We start from the raw sequence: 16,254 nt of genomic DNA, 5'->3' as shown, positions 1-16,254 counted from the left end.
CTCAGCCCCCCGCCGCCATCAGCATCAACGCCCCGGCTCCGGCCGAGACGCCGAGCAGGACGTTGCGGCGGAACAGCAGGAACACGGCCAGGCCGAGCGCGGTGGCGCCGGCCCGGTCGAGCATCGAGGTCGCCGCCAGCGGCCCGGCCGGCAGCAGGATCATGCGGGCGATCAGCCCGGCCAGGATGGCGTAGGCGACGCAGCCGACCCAGTCGAGCAGCGCCCCGCCCTCGCCCACCCGGCCGGCGAGATAGACCCCCAGGCCGCGCCACAGATAGGTGGCCAGCGCGGCGCCGAGCAGCATCAGCCAGGGTGTGGCGTCAGCCATGGCGGCGGCGCCACAGCCGGTCGGCCAGGAAGGCGGCGGTGCCGGCGATCAGCCCGGTGGCCAGCAGCCCCCATTCCGGATCGACCCGGTACAGCAGGGGCCCGAGCGCCCCGCCCAGCACCATGGCACCGAGCCGCGCCCGGTTCCGAAGGTCGGCGGTCAGCACCAGGATGAAGTAGAGCGGGTTGAGGAAGACCAGCCCGAGCGAGACCGCGGCCGGCACCGCCGTGACCAGGTGGTAGCCGACCGCGGTCCAGGCCACGCAGGACAGCCACAGCACGCCGGCGAAGCCGACGAAATAGGGCAGCCGCTGCTCCGGCGGCAGGGTCGGGCACACCCGCATGCCCTGCACCCAGCCGGTGATGGCGACGAGATGGGCGCTGGCATAGTCCCACCAGCGCGGCCGGCCGGGCACCCGCAAGCCCGGCAGCAGCACAAGCGCCATCGGCAGCAGCCGGACATTGACCAGCGCCACCGCGGCGATCATGGCCAGGAGCGAACTGCCGACGGCGTAGGCCTCGATCAGCACCATCTGGCCGGGCAGCGCCCAACCGGTCAGGGTCGAGAGCAGCCCGACGGACAGGTCGAGGCCGCTGGCCCGGACCAGCGAGCCGAAGCCGACATAGGAGGCGCCGAGCACCAGCAGCGGCGCGCCCAGGATGTCGCGCGCCCCGCCGCGGAAGGCGGCGCTGGTGGAGGCATAGCTGCGGGTCGCGGCGGGCATGATCCGCTTGTATGACGCCGGTCCGGCGCCCCGGCATGCCGATCCGGCATGGACGGCTTGCGCGGCCTACACCGATCCCACCACGTCCAGGAACGCCTCGACCGCCTTGCTGCGGTAGTGCTCGGGGTGGCGCAGCACGCGGAAGCGGCGGGCCGGGAAATGCGGCTCGAGCCGCAGCAGCGTGCCGAAGCGCAAGCCCGATTCGACGGCCAGGCTGGACAGCACCCCCGCCCCGGCCCCGGCCTCGATCGCCGCCCGCACCGCCTCGTTGCTGGCCAGCTCCAGCGCCACCGGCAGCGTCGCGGAATCGACCCCGAGCCGCCCCAGCGCCGCCTCGAACACCTGGCGGGTGCCCGAGCCGCGTTCGCGCAGCACCCAGGCGCTCTCGGCGAAGCGCGCCGGGGCGATCATCCGCTCCTGCGCCCAGGGATGGCCGGCGCCGACCACCAGTACCAGCCGGTCGCCTGGCACGCTGGAATGCTCGAAGCCCTCAAGGTCGAGGTCGAGGTCGCCCTCGGCAAAGCCGAGATCGGCCCGGCCCTCGGTCACCGCCTCCGCCACCTGGGTGGTGTTGCCGATGGTGAGGTCGAGCAGCACCCCGGGATGCTGCGTCCGGAATCGGTGCATCAACGGCGGCAGCCAGTAGTTGGCGATGGTCTGGCTGGCGTGCAGCGCCAGGGAGCCGCGGCGCAGCGCCGACAGGTCGTTCAGCGCCCGCTCGGCCAGGTCGGCCCGGGCCAGCACCGCCCGCGCCTCCGGCAGGAAGGCGGTGCCGGCATCGGTCAGGGCGATGCCGCGGCCGACCCTGTGGAACAGCTTGGTGGCGTGGCGCGCCTCCAGCGCCTGGATCGCGGCGCTGGCGGCGGATTGGGTCAGGTTCAGCGCCTGCGCCGCACGGGTGACGTGCATGTGCTCGGCCACCGCGACGAAGATGCGAAGCTGCTCCAGGGTCATGGCCCGACCCCGGGGCCGGCAGCCGGGCAGTCCCCGGCGGCGACCGGAGGCCTGGGGACCGGACCGGGCGGGAGAACGAATCGGTGGCCGAAGCCGGTCGTGAGGGCGAGAGCCATGGGCACCTCCGCCTACAACCTTCGGCGGATCCTGTCGATCGATCAAGCCACTGATAATTGGGCTATCGATCGATTTTCCCGATTTTGCGCGGAAATATGTGCCGCCCGGCCCGAGTCGGTCCAAAAGCCGCATCGCCTTTAGGGCGAAGCGGGCATACCCTGTTACGAGTGACGCGCGCGCATCGGCCTCAGGCAGGATGCGCCAAGACCTCGATTGGCGAGGCTTCGGGTCCAAATTATATTTAATCCAGTAGTATTATCCGCGTGCTTCGGTCCTATATTGATATCCAGAGCGAGCGGTGGAGAAGGGGCAGTGTCGACTACTGAACCTTGCCGAATTCCGGATTGCGCAGGCCCGATCGGGTCTACGGGCAAGGCTGCACCCGGCCAACCACCCGAATCTCGCCGCAAATGCCGGTGCACGATCGGCCATAAAAAGACGCCCAGACGCTGCACACGGTGAGTCCTGGTTCTCCAACCTAGGCGGGTGGCAATGGCATCGACCGACGATCTCTTCACCAGCTACACGAAATCCTACGAGGCCCGCCGCGCGGCGGAGATGACGCTCGAGGACTATCTCAAGGGCTGTCGCAGCGATCCGATGATGTACGCCAGCGCGGCCGAAAGGCTGCTCGCGGCCATCGGCGAGCCGGAGATCGTGGACACGGCCCGCGACGCGCGGCTGGGGCGGATCTTCATGAACCGCACCATCCGGACCTATCCGGCCTTCTCGGAATTCTACGGCATGGAGGAGACGATCGAGCGGATCGTCAGCTTCCTGCTGCACGCCGCCCAGGGGCTGGAGGAGCGCAAGCAGATCCTCTACCTCCTCGGCCCGGTCGGCGGCGGCAAGTCGTCGCTGGCCGAGCGGCTGAAGGCGCTGATGGAGGTCCACCCGATCTACGCGCTGAAGGCGGGCGAGGACATCAGCCCGATCTTCGAGAGCCCGCTGGGCCTGTTCAACCCCGAGCTGATGGGCGCCGAGATCGAGGAGCGCTACGGCATCCCGCGGCGGCGCCTGACCGGGCTGGTCAGCCCGTGGTGCCTGAAGCGGCTGGACGAGTTCGGCGGCGACATCTCGAAATTCAAGGTGGTGCGGCTGCAGCCGTCGCGGCTGCGCCAGATCGCCATCGCCAAGACCGAGCCGGGCGACGAGAACAACCAGGACATCTCGTCCCTGGTCGGCAAGGTCGATATCCGCAGCCTGGAGATGCTGGCCCAGCACGACCCCGACGCCTACAGCTACTCCGGCGGCCTGAACCGGGCCAACCAGGGCATGCTCGAATTCGTCGAGATGTTCAAGGCGCCGATCAAGATGCTGCACCCGCTGCTGACGGCGACGCAGGAGGGCAACTACGTCGGCACCGAGAACATCGGCGCCCTGCCCTTCACCGGCATCATCATGGCCCATTCCAACGAATCGGAGTGGCAGGGCTTCAAGAACAACAAGAACAACGAAGCCTTCATCGACCGGATCTACGTGATCAAGGTGCCCTACTGCTTGCGGGCGACCGAGGAGCAGAAGATCTACGACAAGCTGATCCGCGGGTCGAAGCTGGCCGACGCGCCCCGCGCGCCGGGCACGCTGGAGATGCTGGCGCGGTTCTCGGTGCTGTCGCGGCTGCATGAGCACGAGAACTCCAACCTGTTCTCCAAGATGCGGGTGTATGACGGCGAGAGCCTGCGCGAGGTCGACCCGCGGGCGCGCAGCCTGCAGGAGTACAAGGACGCCGCCGGGGTCGACGAGGGCATGGACGGGATCTCGACCCGCTTCGCCTTCAAGGCGCTGGCCGCCACCTACAACCACGACACCATCGAGGTCGCGGCCGACCCCGTGCACCTGATGTACGTGATCGAGCAGGCGGTGCGGCGCGAGCAGCTGCCGGCCGAGACCGAGAAGCGCTACCTCGAGGCCCTGAAGGCCGAGCTGGCGCCGCGCTACGCCGAATTCATCGGCCACGAGATCCAGAAGGCCTATCTGGAATCGTACCACGACTATGGCCAGAACCTGTTCGACCGCTATGTCGACTACGCCGACGCCTGGATCGAGGACCAGGACTTCAAGGACTCCGACACCGGCCAGCTGTTCAACCGCGACCTGCTGAACCAGGAGCTGACCAAGATCGAGAAGCCGGCCGGCATCGCCAACCCCAAGGACTTCCGCAACGAGGTGGTCAAGTTCGCCCTGCGCTCCCGCGCCGGCAACGAGGGCAAGAACCCGTCCTGGACCAGCTACGAGAAGATCCGCGACGTGATCGAGCGGCGGATGTTCAGCCAGGTCGAGGAGCTGCTGCCGGTGATCAGCTTCGGCTCGAAGAAGGACGGCGACACCGAGAAGAAGCACGAGGAGTTCGTCGAGCGCATGGCGTCCCGCGGCTACACCGAGCGGCAGGTCCGCCGCCTGGTCGAATGGTACATGAGGGTCAAGCAGGCAGGTTGAAGGAGGTCGGAAGCAACGCGCAATGCCCATGCACATCATCGACCGGCGGCTCAATCCGGGGGGAAAGAGCCTCGTCAACCGCCAGCGCTTCCTGCGCCGGGCCAAGGCCCTGGTCCAGCGCGCGGTCCGCGACAGTTCGCGGGAACGCAGCATCAAGGAGCTGGAGCAGGGCGGCGAGGTCGTGATCCCGGTCACCGGGGTGAACGAGCCGCGGCTGCACCGTTCCAACGCCGGCGGCACGCGGGACCACGTGCTGCCCGGCAACAAGGAGTTCGTCGAGGGCGACACCATCCCGCGGCCGAAGCGCGGCGGCGGCGGATCAGGCAGCGAGGGCGCCCCCGACGGCGACGGGCAGGACGAGTTCCGCTTCGTGCTGTCGCAGGAGGAGTATCTCGAGCTGTTCCTCGACGACCTCGAACTGCCCGACCTGGCCAAGCGCAAGCTGGTCGCCGCCGAAAGCGTGGGCTGGCGGCGCGCCGGCTATTCCACCACAGGCGGCCCGTCCAGCCTGGCGGTGACCCGCACCATGCAGCGCGCCATGTCCCGCCGGATCGCGCTGCGCCGCCCCAAATCGGGCGAGATCCGCGACGTCGAGGCCGAGATCGCGGCCCTGGAGGCCGAAGCCGAGGCCGACCCCGACAAGATCGAGCAGCTGCAGGAGCATCTCGACCTGCTGCTGCAGCGCAGCCGGCGCATCCCCTATATCGACCCGGTCGACCTGCGCTATCGCCGGCTGGAGGCGGTGCCGAGGCCGGTGGCGCAGGCGGTGATGTTCTGCCTGATGGACGTCTCCGGCTCGATGACCGAGCACATGAAGGATCTGGCGAAGCGCTTCTTCGCCCTGCTGCACCTGTTCCTCAAGCGCCGCTACAAGCACGTCGAGATCGTCTTCATCCGCCACACCCACCAGGCCGAGGAGGTCGACGAGGAGACGTTCTTCTACTCGACCGAAAGCGGCGGCACCGTGGTGTCGACGGCGCTGGAAGAGATGGCGACCATCGTCGCCCAGCGCTACCGGCCGGAGGATTGGAACATCTACGCCGCCCAGGCCTCGGACGGCGACAACCTGTCGAGCGACAGCGCCAAATCGGCGACGCTGCTGAGCGACGCGATCCTGCCGCTGTGCCAGTACTTCGCCTATCTCGAGGTCGGCCGCGACGAGGACCCGATGTCGTCGGGCGTCGTGCCGCGGCAGACCGACCTGTGGCAGACCTATGACCGTGTCCGCAAGGCGGACGCGCCCTTTGCCATGCGCAAGGTCTGGCACCGCCGCGACATCTACCCGGTGTTCCGCGAGCTGTTCCAGCGCCGCGACGTCAGCGCGGGAGCCGAATGATGAGCGACACGGCACTGCTGTACCCCGGCACCGACTGGGATTTCGGCACCATCCAGCGGATCTACGATCGGGTCGAGCGGGTGGCGAAGGAGCTGAAGCTCGACACCTATCCCAACCAGATCGAGGTCATCACCGCCGAGCAGATGCTCGACGCCTACTCCTCGATCGGCATGCCGCTGTTCTACAAGCACTGGTCCTTCGGCAAGCAGTTCGCCCAGAACGAGGTGATGTATCGCAAGGGGCTGCGCGGCCTGGCCTATGAGCTGGTGATCAATTCCAGCCCCTGCATCAGCTACATCATGGAGGAGAACACCGCGACGCTGCAGACGCTGGTGATCGCCCATGCCGCCTTCGGCCACAACACCTTCTTCAAGACCAACTACCTGTTCAAGCAGTGGACGGATGCCGAGGGCATCCTCGACTATCTCGACTTCGCCAAGACCTACATCGCCCAGTGCGAAGAGCGTTATGGCCAGCAGCAGGTCGAGCAGCTGCTGGACGCCGCCCATGCGCTGATGAGCCATGGCGTGCACCGCTATCCCCGGCCGCGCCGGCCGGACCTGAAGACCGAGGAGCGCCGGGCCCGGGACCGGCTGGAGCACCAGGAGCACAGCTACAACGACCTGTGGCGGACCTTGCCCACGGCGCCGGCCAAGATACAGGCCAGCCTGAGCGACGAGCGCCGCAAGGCCCTGCTGGAGCTGCCGCAGGAGAACTTGCTGTACTTCCTGGAGAAGTCGGCGCCGCGGCTGCAGCCCTGGCAGCGTGAGCTGCTGCGCATCGTCCGGCTGGTGGCCCAATACTTCTATCCGCAGTCGCAGACCAAGGTGATGAACGAGGGCTGCGCCTGCTGGGTGCACTACAAGATCATGAACACCCTGCACCAGCAGGGCGCGCTGAACGACGGCGCCTTCCTGGAGTTCCTGCAGTCGCACACCAACGTGGTGTACCAGCCGGAGTTCAACGACCCTCACTACAACGGCATCAACCCCTATGCGCTCGGCCTGGGCATGATGCAGGACATCGAGCGGATCGTGGTCGACCCGACCGACGAGGACCGCGAGTGGTTCCCCGACATCGCCGGCAAGGGCGACGCCACCGCGGTGCTGCAGGACATCTGGGCGAACTACCGCGATGAGAGCTTCGTCTCCCAGTTCCTCAGCCCACGGCTGATCCGGCAGTGGCGTATGTTCCACCTGTACGACGACGCCGGCGCCTCCGAGCTGAAGGTCGAGGCCATCCATGACGAGCACGGCTATCGCCGGATCCGCAAGGCGCTGTCCCGGCAGTACGACGTGGCCTGGCTGGACCCCGACATCCAGGTGGTCGATGTCGACCTGGCCGGCGACCGCCGCCTGATCGTGCACCACAGCGTGCTGAACGGCATCCTGCTGGCCGAGAACGACACCCGCCAGGTGCTGCAGCACCTCTCCGACCTGTGGGGCTACGACGTGCTGCTGAAGGAGATCGACCCGGCCACCGGCGCGGTCTTGAAGGAACACGCCGCCAGCGCCCGGGCGACGTTCTTCTGAGGCGGGGCTCTCCCCACCCGTCATTGCGAGAAGGCGAAGCCGACGAAGCAATCCATGGCGCCGCATGAACGGCCCGATGGATTGCTTCGCTGCGCTCGCAATGACGGTGTTGGGCGGCGCGGAGGCTGCCCCCTACCCCGGCGCCGGCGGCTTGGCCAAGTCCAGCGCATGCTGGGCCACCGCCGCCGTCGCCGTGCCGCCGCCGGCCACCGTCACGGTGGGGAAGGCGAAGGCGATGCCGTTGGCGTCGAACGCCTTCTTGATCATCGCCAGGGCCTTGCGCCGGATCACGAACTGCTCGCCCGGCTTGGTCATCATCTTCAGCCGGATCTGGATGGCGAAGTCGCCGAGCTGGTCGACGCCCTGCATCTTCAGCGTCTCCAGGATGTGCGGCGCGAACAGCGGGTCGGCCTGCAGGGCCTGGCCGATCTCCTTCACGATCGGCTTGATCTTGTCGAGATCGGTGTCGTAGGTGACGCTGATCGTCATCTTGTCGATCACCCAGTCGCGCGAATAGTTGGTGATCTTGTCCAGCGCGCCGAACGGGATGGTGTGCAGCGCGCCGCGCTGGTGGCGCAGCTTGAGCGAGCGCAGCGAGAACCCCTCCACCGTGCCGCGGATGCTGCCGCTTTCGATGTATTCGCCGATGCGGAAGGCGTCGTCGAACAGGAAGAACATGCCGGAGATGATGTCCTTGACCAGGGTCTGGGCGCCGAAGCCGACGGCGAGACCGACCACACCGGCGCCGGCGATCAGCGGCCCGATCTCGACCCCCAGCGCCGCCAGCGCGATCAGCCCGGCCATCACCGCCAGCACCACGAACAGCACGTTCTTCAGGATCGGCAGCAGCGTCCGCAGCCGGGCGTGGCGGCGGATCTGGTCGCTGCTGGTGGCATCGGTGCCGCCATGCCCTTCGACATTGGCCGTGGCGATGCGCTGGTCGATCCAGGCGCGCAGCAGGTGCCAGGCGAAATTCGCCACCAGGAACACGATGGCGGCGTTGATGGCGCCGCGCAGCAGCCGGGTCGACAGCGTGTCGCGCATGGTCAGCGAGGACAGGTCGACGCCGCTGACCGAGGCGATCAGCAGCGCCGCGCCGATCACCAGCAGCGCCCGGAATCCGCGCTCCAGCGTGACCGCCAGCAGCGAGGGCACCGGCTCCGCCGCCTCCGCCCCCGCCGGCCGCAGCACATGGGAGACGGCGAGGTGGACGCCGCGCAGCGCGATCGGCAGCAGCAGCAGGATGACGCCGACATAGAACGGCGCCACCGACCCGCTGAACAGCAGCAGCCAGACCACGACGAGGTACAGCGTCAGCAGCCAGGTGCCGACCCGGTGGCCATGGCCCACCCGGTCCCGGCCGTCGAAGGTCGGGGCGCGCCACACCGCGGCCAGGGTCAGGCCCAGCATCACCACGCTGCTGGCCAGGCCGACCAGGTACCAGGCCTCGCGCCGCAGCCCCAGCGTCTCCAGGTTGTCGAGCGTGGCCTGGATGAAGAAGAACCAGCCGACCAGCACCGCCGCCCACACGAACCAGTAATGCGCGGTCGGCGTCGCCATCGGCACCAGCCGGAAGCGCTCCGCCCCCGGCGCCAGGATGATGCGCCCCAGCACCAGCGTGACCCGGACGATCAGCACCAGCAGCAGGTAGGACAGCACGATCTGCTGCAGCAGCGGCGGCCATTCGAACAGCAGGAAGGCGCCGATGCTGCCGACGCCGAAGACGAAGACCAGGCCCAGGCCGTAGAGCGAGCGCAGCCACACCGCCTGCAGCCGGCCGTGCAGCGTTTCGAGATGGGTGTCGATCAGCCGGCGGCGGAAGCGGGCGGAGAGCCGCCAGTACAGCTTCTCGGCGCCGAAGCCGAGGCCGACGAACAGCAGCAGCGAGACCGCCGTCCAGATCAGCCCCTGCCCCTCCAGGTCCAGGACCAGGACATGCCAGGCCTGGCCCAGCTCCGCCGGCAGGGTCGGCGCGGCCGCGACCAGCGAGCGCAGGAAGGCCCGGGTGGTGTCGATGCCGATCGACATGCTCTGMTTCATGCTGCCGGCATCTGCTGGGGCCGGCGCGGCGGCGGCCGTCGCCTGGGCGGCCGGTCCGGCGGCGACCTGGCTCTGCAGCCAGCCGCGGACCTCCGGGTCCTGCAGCAGCTCAGCGAGGGTGCGCAGCTTGTCGGGCGCCGGCGCGGGGGCCGGCGCCTGGGCCGAGACCGGGCCGGCCACCGCCAGCCCGAGCAGCACGGCGAACAGAAGCAACAGGCGATGCATCGTGAACAGGCCCCTCAACCGATCTCGGCCGATGATAGGCCCGCCTCCTGCCCGCGCCGAAGCGACAACCGCTCCCACACCGCGACCAGGACCAGAATCAGCATCACGGCGACGCCGAGCAGTAGCGGCGACAGCACCACCGTCCCCGGCACCAGCCCGGCCAGCAGGATGAGGCCGGCGAGATGCGACAGCGGCACCCGCCCCGCGGTCGTCCATTTGAACAGGGTGTTGCCGATCAGGTACAGCGCCGGCCCGCCCAGCAGCGCCGCGGCAGTCCCGGCCTCGAGGTGGCCGTCGGGATGGGCCAGCACCAGCTCGTCCGCCACCGCGCCGACGATGATCCCGGCGACGATCAGCAGGTGGATGTAGGTGTAGGCGACGCGCGCCAGCCGCCCGGGATCGTCGGACCGGGCGATGGTGTGGCTGCCGCGTTCGGCGCCGATGTCGAAATAGATCCACCACATCGCCACGCTGCCGATGAAGGAGGTGACGAAGGCGGCGATGGTGCTGAGGCCGGGCTCCAGCTCGGCGAAGGTGGCGCCGGTGACCAGGATCGATTCGCCGAGCGCGATGATGACGAACAGGCCGCAGCGTTCCGCCATGTGCCCGCCCTCGACATCCCAATCCGCCGTGGTCGAACGGCCGAGGCCCGGCGTCCAGAAGCCGAGCGACGGCGAGACATACTCGATGGCGAGCGCTGCGGCCCATAGCGCCAGCCGGGCCTCCGCCTCGGCGAAGGCGCCGGCAATCCAGAACAGGGCGGAGAGGACCAGCCAGGCGGTGATGCGCTGGAAATTGCGGAAGTTGCCGGCGCTGTGCCGCCGCACCGCCACCGCCATGAACAGGCTGCGCCCGACCTGCATGAAGACATAGGCACCGGCGAAGGCCAGCCCCTTCTCGGCGAAGGCCTCCGGCAGCGAGGTCGACAGGATCAGCCCGGCCAGCATCAGAACCAGCAGCAGCAGGCGCACCGGCGTGCGTTCCGGGTCGAGCCAGTTGGTGACCCAGGACGTGTAGATCCACACCCACCAGACGGCCAGGAACAGCAGCCCGGTGTGCACCGCGCCGAGAAGGGTGAGGTCCTTCAGCAGGGCGTGGGACAGCTGGGTGATGGCGAAGACGAAGACCAGGTCGAAGAACAGTTCGACGAAGGTGACCTTGCCGTGTTCGTGCCCCTGGCGCTGACGGAGCAGGTTGCGATGTCCGGCGGCTTGGTTCATGAGCGGCGTCCCCCTAATCCCGACGATTCCGGGATCCTATGCCGAGGGGCCGGTCCGCGCGAGGTGGCGCGCGATCAGTGCGGACGCTCGAGCTCCATGATGTCGAAATGGGATTCGAAGCGCGGCGACGGATACTCCAGCCGCAGCCGGTCGCGCCCGACCCGGACGAGGTAGCCGACCTGGTCGCGCTCGGCATCGGCGCCGTAGCGCACCGGCTTGCCCTCATGGCCGTAGTACAGCGCACCGAGGAAGACCAGGCGCCCGGCATCCGCGTCATCGTAGAAGGCGCCGCTGGTGCGCTGCGACCCCGAGACCTTGTCCAGCCGAAGCCCGGCGCTGTCGTCGGTGATGCGGCAGCGGAACCAGTCATAGACCGTCAGCGGCAGGAGGCCGCCGAGCTTCGCCACCCGGCAGCGCCAGGTCCCGGCGAGGTCGGTGGCGCCGCGGATCGGCTGCGGCGTCCCGGCCAGCATCTGGTCCAGCACGGCGACCGCGGCCTTGTCGTCGCTCGCCCGCGCCTCGCCGATCGCCTGCGCCCGCACGGTGTCGAACGCCTCCAGCCGCGCCTTGTCGGCATCGGTCATCCGCGAGGCCAGCGTGCCGTCGGCAAACGCCGGAACGGCCGCGGCCACAAGCAGGACCAGCGAAAGCCAGAGATGTCGCATCATTCCCTCGATTTTGCCCGAAAGCCGGATCAGCCGGCGTCGATCCGCTCGATGAACCAGCGGCAGACCCGGCGCCACAGCTCGTCCTTGGCGACCAGGTCCTCGCAGCCATGGTCGAGATTGGGGTTGTCGTTGATCTCGATCACGAACACCCCCTTCTCGGTCTGCTTCAGGTCGACGCCGTACAGCCCGTCGCCGATCAGCCGCGCCGCCCGCACCGCGACATCCAGCACCTCGGGCGCCACCTCGTCGAGGGCGAAGGTCTTGAAGTTGCCCCAGCCGACCTTGCCGTCGGGGGAATGGCGGACGATCTGCCAGTGCTTCTTCGCCATCATGTACTGGCAGACGAACAGCGGCTCGCCATCCAGCACGCCGACCCGCCAGTCATGGTCGGTCGGCATGAACTCCTGGGCCAGGATGACGTCGGAATCGTCCAAGAGCTGCTCGGCCATCTGCTCCAGCTCGCGCCGGTCGTTGGCCTTGAACACGCCGCGGCTGAACGACCCGTCCGGGATCTTCAGCACGATCGGGTAGGCGAACTCCTCCTCCACCCGCTCGACATGCTTCAGGCTGTCGATCACCACCGTCTTCGGCGTCGGGATCTTGTTCGCGGTCAAGAGCTCGTAGAGATAGACCTTGTTGCCGCAGCGCAGGATCGAGGTCGAATCGTCGATCACCGGCATGCCCTCCTGCTCGGCCCTGCGGGCGAAGCGGAAGGTGTGGTTGTCGATCGCCGTGGTCTCGCGGATGAACAGGGCGTCGTATTCGGCCAGGCGCAGCAGGTCCTTCTTCTCGATGATCTCCACTTCCATATCCATGGTCTCGGCCACGCGGGCGAGCTTCAGGATCGAGCGGTGGGTCGAGGGCGCGAACTCCTCCTTCGGGTTGAACAGCACGGCGAGGGTGTATTTCGCCGGCTTGTTCTCCTTCGGGTTGCGCCAGCCCTGTCGGGTGTAGAGATCGAGCGTCTCGTAGAAGAAGGCGTCGGTCTCGCCTTCGATGTCGGAGATCGACAATTCGCCGACCGAGGCGATGCGGAATTTGTCGGTGAAGCGGACCTTGACCTCGAGGATCGGCGCCCGGAACCAATCGAAGACGCGGCGGCCGAAATCCTGGAACCGGTCGTCATCGGCGCGGCCGAAGCAGATGATCAGCTTGAACGGCCCCCCCGGTGGCACCGACAGCCGCTTGATCCGCCGGTTGAGGTCGTCCTCCAGATCCGGCAGCGCGATCTTGTAGAGCGTCTTCTGGCCGAGATCGAGAATGGTCTCGACCATCGGGATCACCCGGTGGGCGCGGGCCTCGGCGAGCAGGGAGACATAGTAGCCGCGCGTCATGTAGGCGGTGGAGCGGGTCAGGTTGATGACCTTCGCGTCCCCGCCCTTCAGCAGCTGCGGCCGGGAGATGTAGTCCCGGGCGGTGACGAGCTGGCGGCCATCCGGGTCGCCCTTGAAGTCGCCGATACGGTCGACGACGATGATCCAACCGCTCATGAGGCCTTCCTGCTGAGCACGACCGCGGCCCGGAGCTGGGTGCGGCCGTAACGGGCCATACGCTCGAATTCCTGCCGCGGGATCGGGAGATTGGCCTTGGCCGAAGCGCTCTCCATCTCCGTCTCCGCGACCCAGGGGTCGTGCACGTAGATGAAACGCTCGTCGAAGCCGTTCGCCACCACCCAATGCGGATTTTTTTCGCCGTAGCCCCGGAAGAGGCTGATCAACACGATCGGTATCGCCCCCTCCGCGATCAAGGCACTCATTTCGGGCAAAGTGAGGGCGCGGTGCACCACCTCGATGCGCCGGCGGGCACAGCGGGCGCGGAAATCCTCCTGCACCACCGTCATCACCGCCTTCTTGTCCGGGCTGCGCACCCCGTCGAGGAACAGGAGCGCGTCGTCGCTGACGAAGATCCGGGCCCGCACGCCGCGGTCATGCGCGGCCAGCGCCATGCCGTAGGGGTCGCAGCCGCCATGGCCGGAGGTCATGTAGATCGTCGTCGCCTCGCGCCACAGCCGCAGCTCGCGCGCCCGGCTCAGCTCGATCGACGGGTCCAGCGCCTTCAGCGCCATCAGCAGCGCCGCGGCGCCGCAGGTGAAGTTGGTGGTCTGGGCGTAGTACGGGACGTGCAGGTCGGTCTGCGGCTGGTCGTCGGCGCCGAGCCGCTTCTCGAAGCGCAGCGCGTCGGCATGGTCCTCGTAGAAGTCGAGGTAGCGGCCGAAATGGAGGTAGCCGCGCGACTGGTAGAGGGCGATCGCCGGCGCGTTGTCCGGCCGGACCTCGAGCCGCAGGAACAGCGCCGCCTCATCATGGGCCGCCCGCTCCGCCGCCTCGAGCAGCCGGGCGCCCAGCCCCCGGCCCCGCGCCTCCGGATCGACCGCCAGCGAGTACAGCCGCGCCAGCGCCGTGGTCCGGCGCAGCAGCACCAGGGCGTAGCCGAGCAGCCGGCCGCCCTCCTCCGCTACGACGCAGACCGCGTGGCCCCGGGTCAGGAGATGGAGGAAGCTGCGCCGGCTCAGCCGGTCATGGTCGAAGGCCCGCGACTCGATCTCCAGCAGCCTCGGCACGTCGTCGGACGTGGCGAGCCGCAGCGTCTCGGAGATCGGGGCGGCGTGTCGGTCGTCGGGCATCACTCTAATCAAATCCCGGGATGGTTATCGCGCCGAAGCCGCCCCCGCACCAGGGGGTAATCCGAGATGACGAGGATTTCATCCACGGCCCAGGGAAGTCGTGGCATGGTCCCGCCGCCATGCCCCCGACAGACCCCGCCCCGCCTCGATTCCGCACCAGGATGACGCCGATGTTCGGTGCCCTTCGCCTCGTCCTCGCACTGCTCTGGCTGGTGCTGCTGCTGGGCGTCCCGTCCGACCCCGACGGCTGGCAGTTCTACGGCCTGACTTCGGTGCCGGTCGAGCTGGCGATTCTGGTCGCCGCCCTGGCCGTGGCGCCGCCGCTGCGCCGGTCGCGCGCCTTCGCCGCCGCGCTGGGCTGCCTGGGCCTGTTGGTCGCGGCGATCAAACTGGCCAACCTGGCCACCGAGCTGTCCTTCGGCCGGCCGGTCAGCCTGTATGTCGACCGGCTGCTGCTGATCGACGGCATGCACCTGGCGAACGGCGTCATCGGCGCCCTCGGCCTGATCGCCACCACTTTGGGGGTGATCCTGGCCGCCTGGTGCATCTGGTGGGCCACCGCCCGGTCGGTGCGCGTGCTGCAGCGGGCCCTGTCCACGCCCCCGCGCCGCGGTGTCGCAGGCGCGCTGGGGCTGGTCGCCATCGTGGTCTTCGTCGTCGCCCAGACGGTGCCGGATGTCTACGGCCCGGCCCGGCCGGTGAACGACATCGCCAGCCACATGGTCGTGGACCAGGTCAACCGCCTGATCCCGGCGCTGGCGATGGAAGGCCGGTTCCGCGCCGAGGAGTCGGTCGACCCGCTGCGCGGCCTGCTGCCAGGCAAGCCGCTGGCCGGCCTGGACGGCGCCGATGTCACCATCGTCTTCCTCGAATCCTACGGCCGCAGCGCGCTGGAGGATCCCCGCTTCGACGCCGGGCCGAAGGCGGCGCTGGCCGAGATGGCGCCGAAGCTGACCGCCGCCGGCGTCTACACCGCGAGCGGCTGGCTCGCCTCCCCCACCCGCGGCGGCCAGTCCTGGCTGGCCCATGCGACCCTGACCAGCGGCCTGCAGATCGACGACCAGCTGCGCTACGACCTGCTGATGACCGGCAAGCGCCTGACCCTGACCCATCTGTTCAAGGAGGCCGGCTACCACACCGCGCTGATCGCCCCGGCGATCACCGGGGGCGAGCCGGAGGCGACCCATTTCTACGGCTTCGACCAGGCGATCTTCGCCGACGATCTGGGCTATGCCGGCCCGCCCTTCGGCTGGGTCACCATGCCGGACCAGTACACCCTGGCCGCCTATGAGCGCTGGCGGAAGGGCCAGCCGAAGCCGCTGTTCACCGAGGTCGTGCTGGTCTCCAGCCACGCGCCATGGACCCCGGTTCCGACCCTGGTCGAGGATTGGAGCCGGATCGGCGACGGCAGCCTGTACCGCACCCTGCCGGCCACGGGCGACACGCCGGAGGCGGTGTGGAGCGACCCCGACCGGGTGCGCGCCCAGTACGGCCAGTCGATGACCTATTCGCTGCGGTCGCTGCTGGACTACACCGCGAAATTCCTCGACGACCATTCGCTGATGGTGGTGCTGGGCGACCACCAGCCGGCGCCGATCGTGACCGGCCCGGGCACGCCCCGCGACGTCCCGGTGCATGTGTTCAGCCGCGACCGGGCGCTGGTCGACCGCTTCCTCGACTGGGGCTTCGTCGAGGGCCTCAACCCGCCGGCGACCACCGCCGTCCCGTCGATGTCGATCTTCCGCGACGCCTTTGCCCGGTCCTTCTCGCCGTAAAAGCGAGCTGATTTCCCCTGTCAATCTGTGAAAAGTGCAGCCCAGCACCTGCCGTCGCGCTTGGGTTCGCCGGCTTCTGCCGTGTTCGCGGACCGGGTAATTTGGCGTCGGAACAAATCTGGAAAGGTTGCGTTGATCGGTCGGTCCCGGCGCTGCGGCAACGAAATTATGGGGGTATGTCGCAGTGAATCGGGGCTGGCGGATGTGGGTTGACCGTGCGCGTCACAGCCCGGTGCCGCGCGCGGTTATGTTTGTCCAGGAACCGCCACAATC

12 protein-coding genes are annotated in these 16,254 nt (G+C 68.5%); 4 read left to right on the top strand and 8 right to left on the bottom strand.

From position 1 onward, the window contains the following. Window position 1: 1 nt before the first annotated feature. From AB4112_RS12365 to AB4112_RS12355, 3 genes are all read right to left on the bottom strand, one after another. Window positions 2-328 (bottom strand): AzlD domain-containing protein, encoded by a 327-nt coding sequence (locus AB4112_RS12365; RefSeq protein ID WP_441719961.1) that lies wholly within the window; start codon window positions 326-328, stop codon window positions 2-4. Further along, window positions 321-1,052 (bottom strand): AzlC family ABC transporter permease, encoded by a 732-nt coding sequence (locus tag AB4112_RS12360; protein ID WP_441719958.1) that lies wholly within the window; start codon window positions 1,050-1,052, stop codon window positions 321-323. The genes AB4112_RS12365 and AB4112_RS12360 overlap by 8 nt, the downstream gene beginning before the upstream one ends. Window positions 1,053-1,118: 66 nt before the next feature. After that, window positions 1,119-2,006, bottom strand: a complete 888-nt coding sequence (locus tag AB4112_RS12355; RefSeq protein ID WP_309793797.1) for a LysR substrate-binding domain-containing protein — start codon at window positions 2,004-2,006, stop codon at window positions 1,119-1,121. Between the two features lie 609 nt (window positions 2,007-2,615). On the opposite strand from AB4112_RS12355, the gene AB4112_RS12350 reads away from it, so the two are divergent. The 3 genes from AB4112_RS12350 to AB4112_RS12340 are packed head-to-tail and all read left to right on the top strand — an operon-like array spanning window position 2,616 to window position 7,430. Beyond that, window positions 2,616-4,562 carry a PrkA family serine protein kinase gene (locus tag AB4112_RS12350; RefSeq protein ID WP_309793796.1) on the top strand — a complete coding sequence of 649 codons (1,947 nt, stop codon included), beginning with the start codon at window positions 2,616-2,618 and terminating at the stop codon, window positions 4,560-4,562. A 22-nt stretch (window positions 4,563-4,584) separates the two neighbouring features. Continuing rightward, window positions 4,585-5,898, top strand: a complete 1,314-nt coding sequence (locus tag AB4112_RS12345) for a YeaH/YhbH family protein (protein WP_441719954.1) — start codon at window positions 4,585-4,587, stop codon at window positions 5,896-5,898. Then, on the top strand, window positions 5,898-7,430 hold the full coding sequence (locus AB4112_RS12340) for a SpoVR family protein (protein ID WP_441719951.1): 1,533 nt from the start codon (window positions 5,898-5,900) through the stop codon (window positions 7,428-7,430). The genes AB4112_RS12345 and AB4112_RS12340 overlap by 1 nt, the downstream gene beginning before the upstream one ends. Before the next feature lie 132 nt (window positions 7,431-7,562). Here AB4112_RS12340 and AB4112_RS12335 read toward each other — a convergent pair whose 3' ends face one another. From AB4112_RS12335 to AB4112_RS12315, 5 genes are all read right to left on the bottom strand, one after another. Further along, a complete protein-coding gene (locus tag AB4112_RS12335) occupies window positions 7,563-9,695 on the bottom strand; it encodes a mechanosensitive ion channel family protein (protein ID WP_441719948.1) in 2,133 nt (710 codons plus the stop codon). Between the two features lie 14 nt (window positions 9,696-9,709). Further along, complete coding sequence (locus AB4112_RS12330) at window positions 9,710-10,915, bottom strand: low temperature requirement protein A (protein WP_441719946.1); 1,206 nt, start codon at window positions 10,913-10,915, stop codon at window positions 9,710-9,712. Between the two features lie 74 nt (window positions 10,916-10,989). After that, a complete protein-coding gene (locus AB4112_RS12325) occupies window positions 10,990-11,583 on the bottom strand; it encodes a DUF4893 domain-containing protein (RefSeq protein ID WP_441719944.1) in 594 nt (197 codons plus the stop codon). A 26-nt stretch (window positions 11,584-11,609) separates the two neighbouring features. Then, a complete protein-coding gene (locus AB4112_RS12320; protein WP_309793788.1) occupies window positions 11,610-13,073 on the bottom strand; it encodes a RimK family protein in 1,464 nt (487 codons plus the stop codon). Further along, complete coding sequence (locus AB4112_RS12315; RefSeq protein WP_309793787.1) at window positions 13,070-14,206, bottom strand: GNAT family N-acetyltransferase/peptidase C39 family protein; 1,137 nt, start codon at window positions 14,204-14,206, stop codon at window positions 13,070-13,072. The genes AB4112_RS12320 and AB4112_RS12315 overlap by 4 nt, the downstream gene beginning before the upstream one ends. Before the next feature lie 170 nt (window positions 14,207-14,376). Here AB4112_RS12315 and AB4112_RS12310 point away from each other — a divergent pair, with 170 nt between their 5' ends. After that, the gene (locus AB4112_RS12310) at window positions 14,377-15,981 is read left to right on the top strand and encodes a sulfatase-like hydrolase/transferase (RefSeq protein WP_441719940.1); all 1,605 of its coding nucleotides are present in this window, start codon (window positions 14,377-14,379) and stop codon (window positions 15,979-15,981) included. Window positions 15,982-16,254: the final 273 nt, after the last annotated feature.

This window comes from Inquilinus sp. 2KB_23, from assembly GCF_052115705.1.
GTDB lineage: Bacteria > Pseudomonadota > Alphaproteobacteria > DSM-16000 > Inquilinaceae > Inquilinus > Inquilinus ginsengisoli_A.
This window is presented reverse-complemented; position numbering and strand designations above follow the sequence as displayed.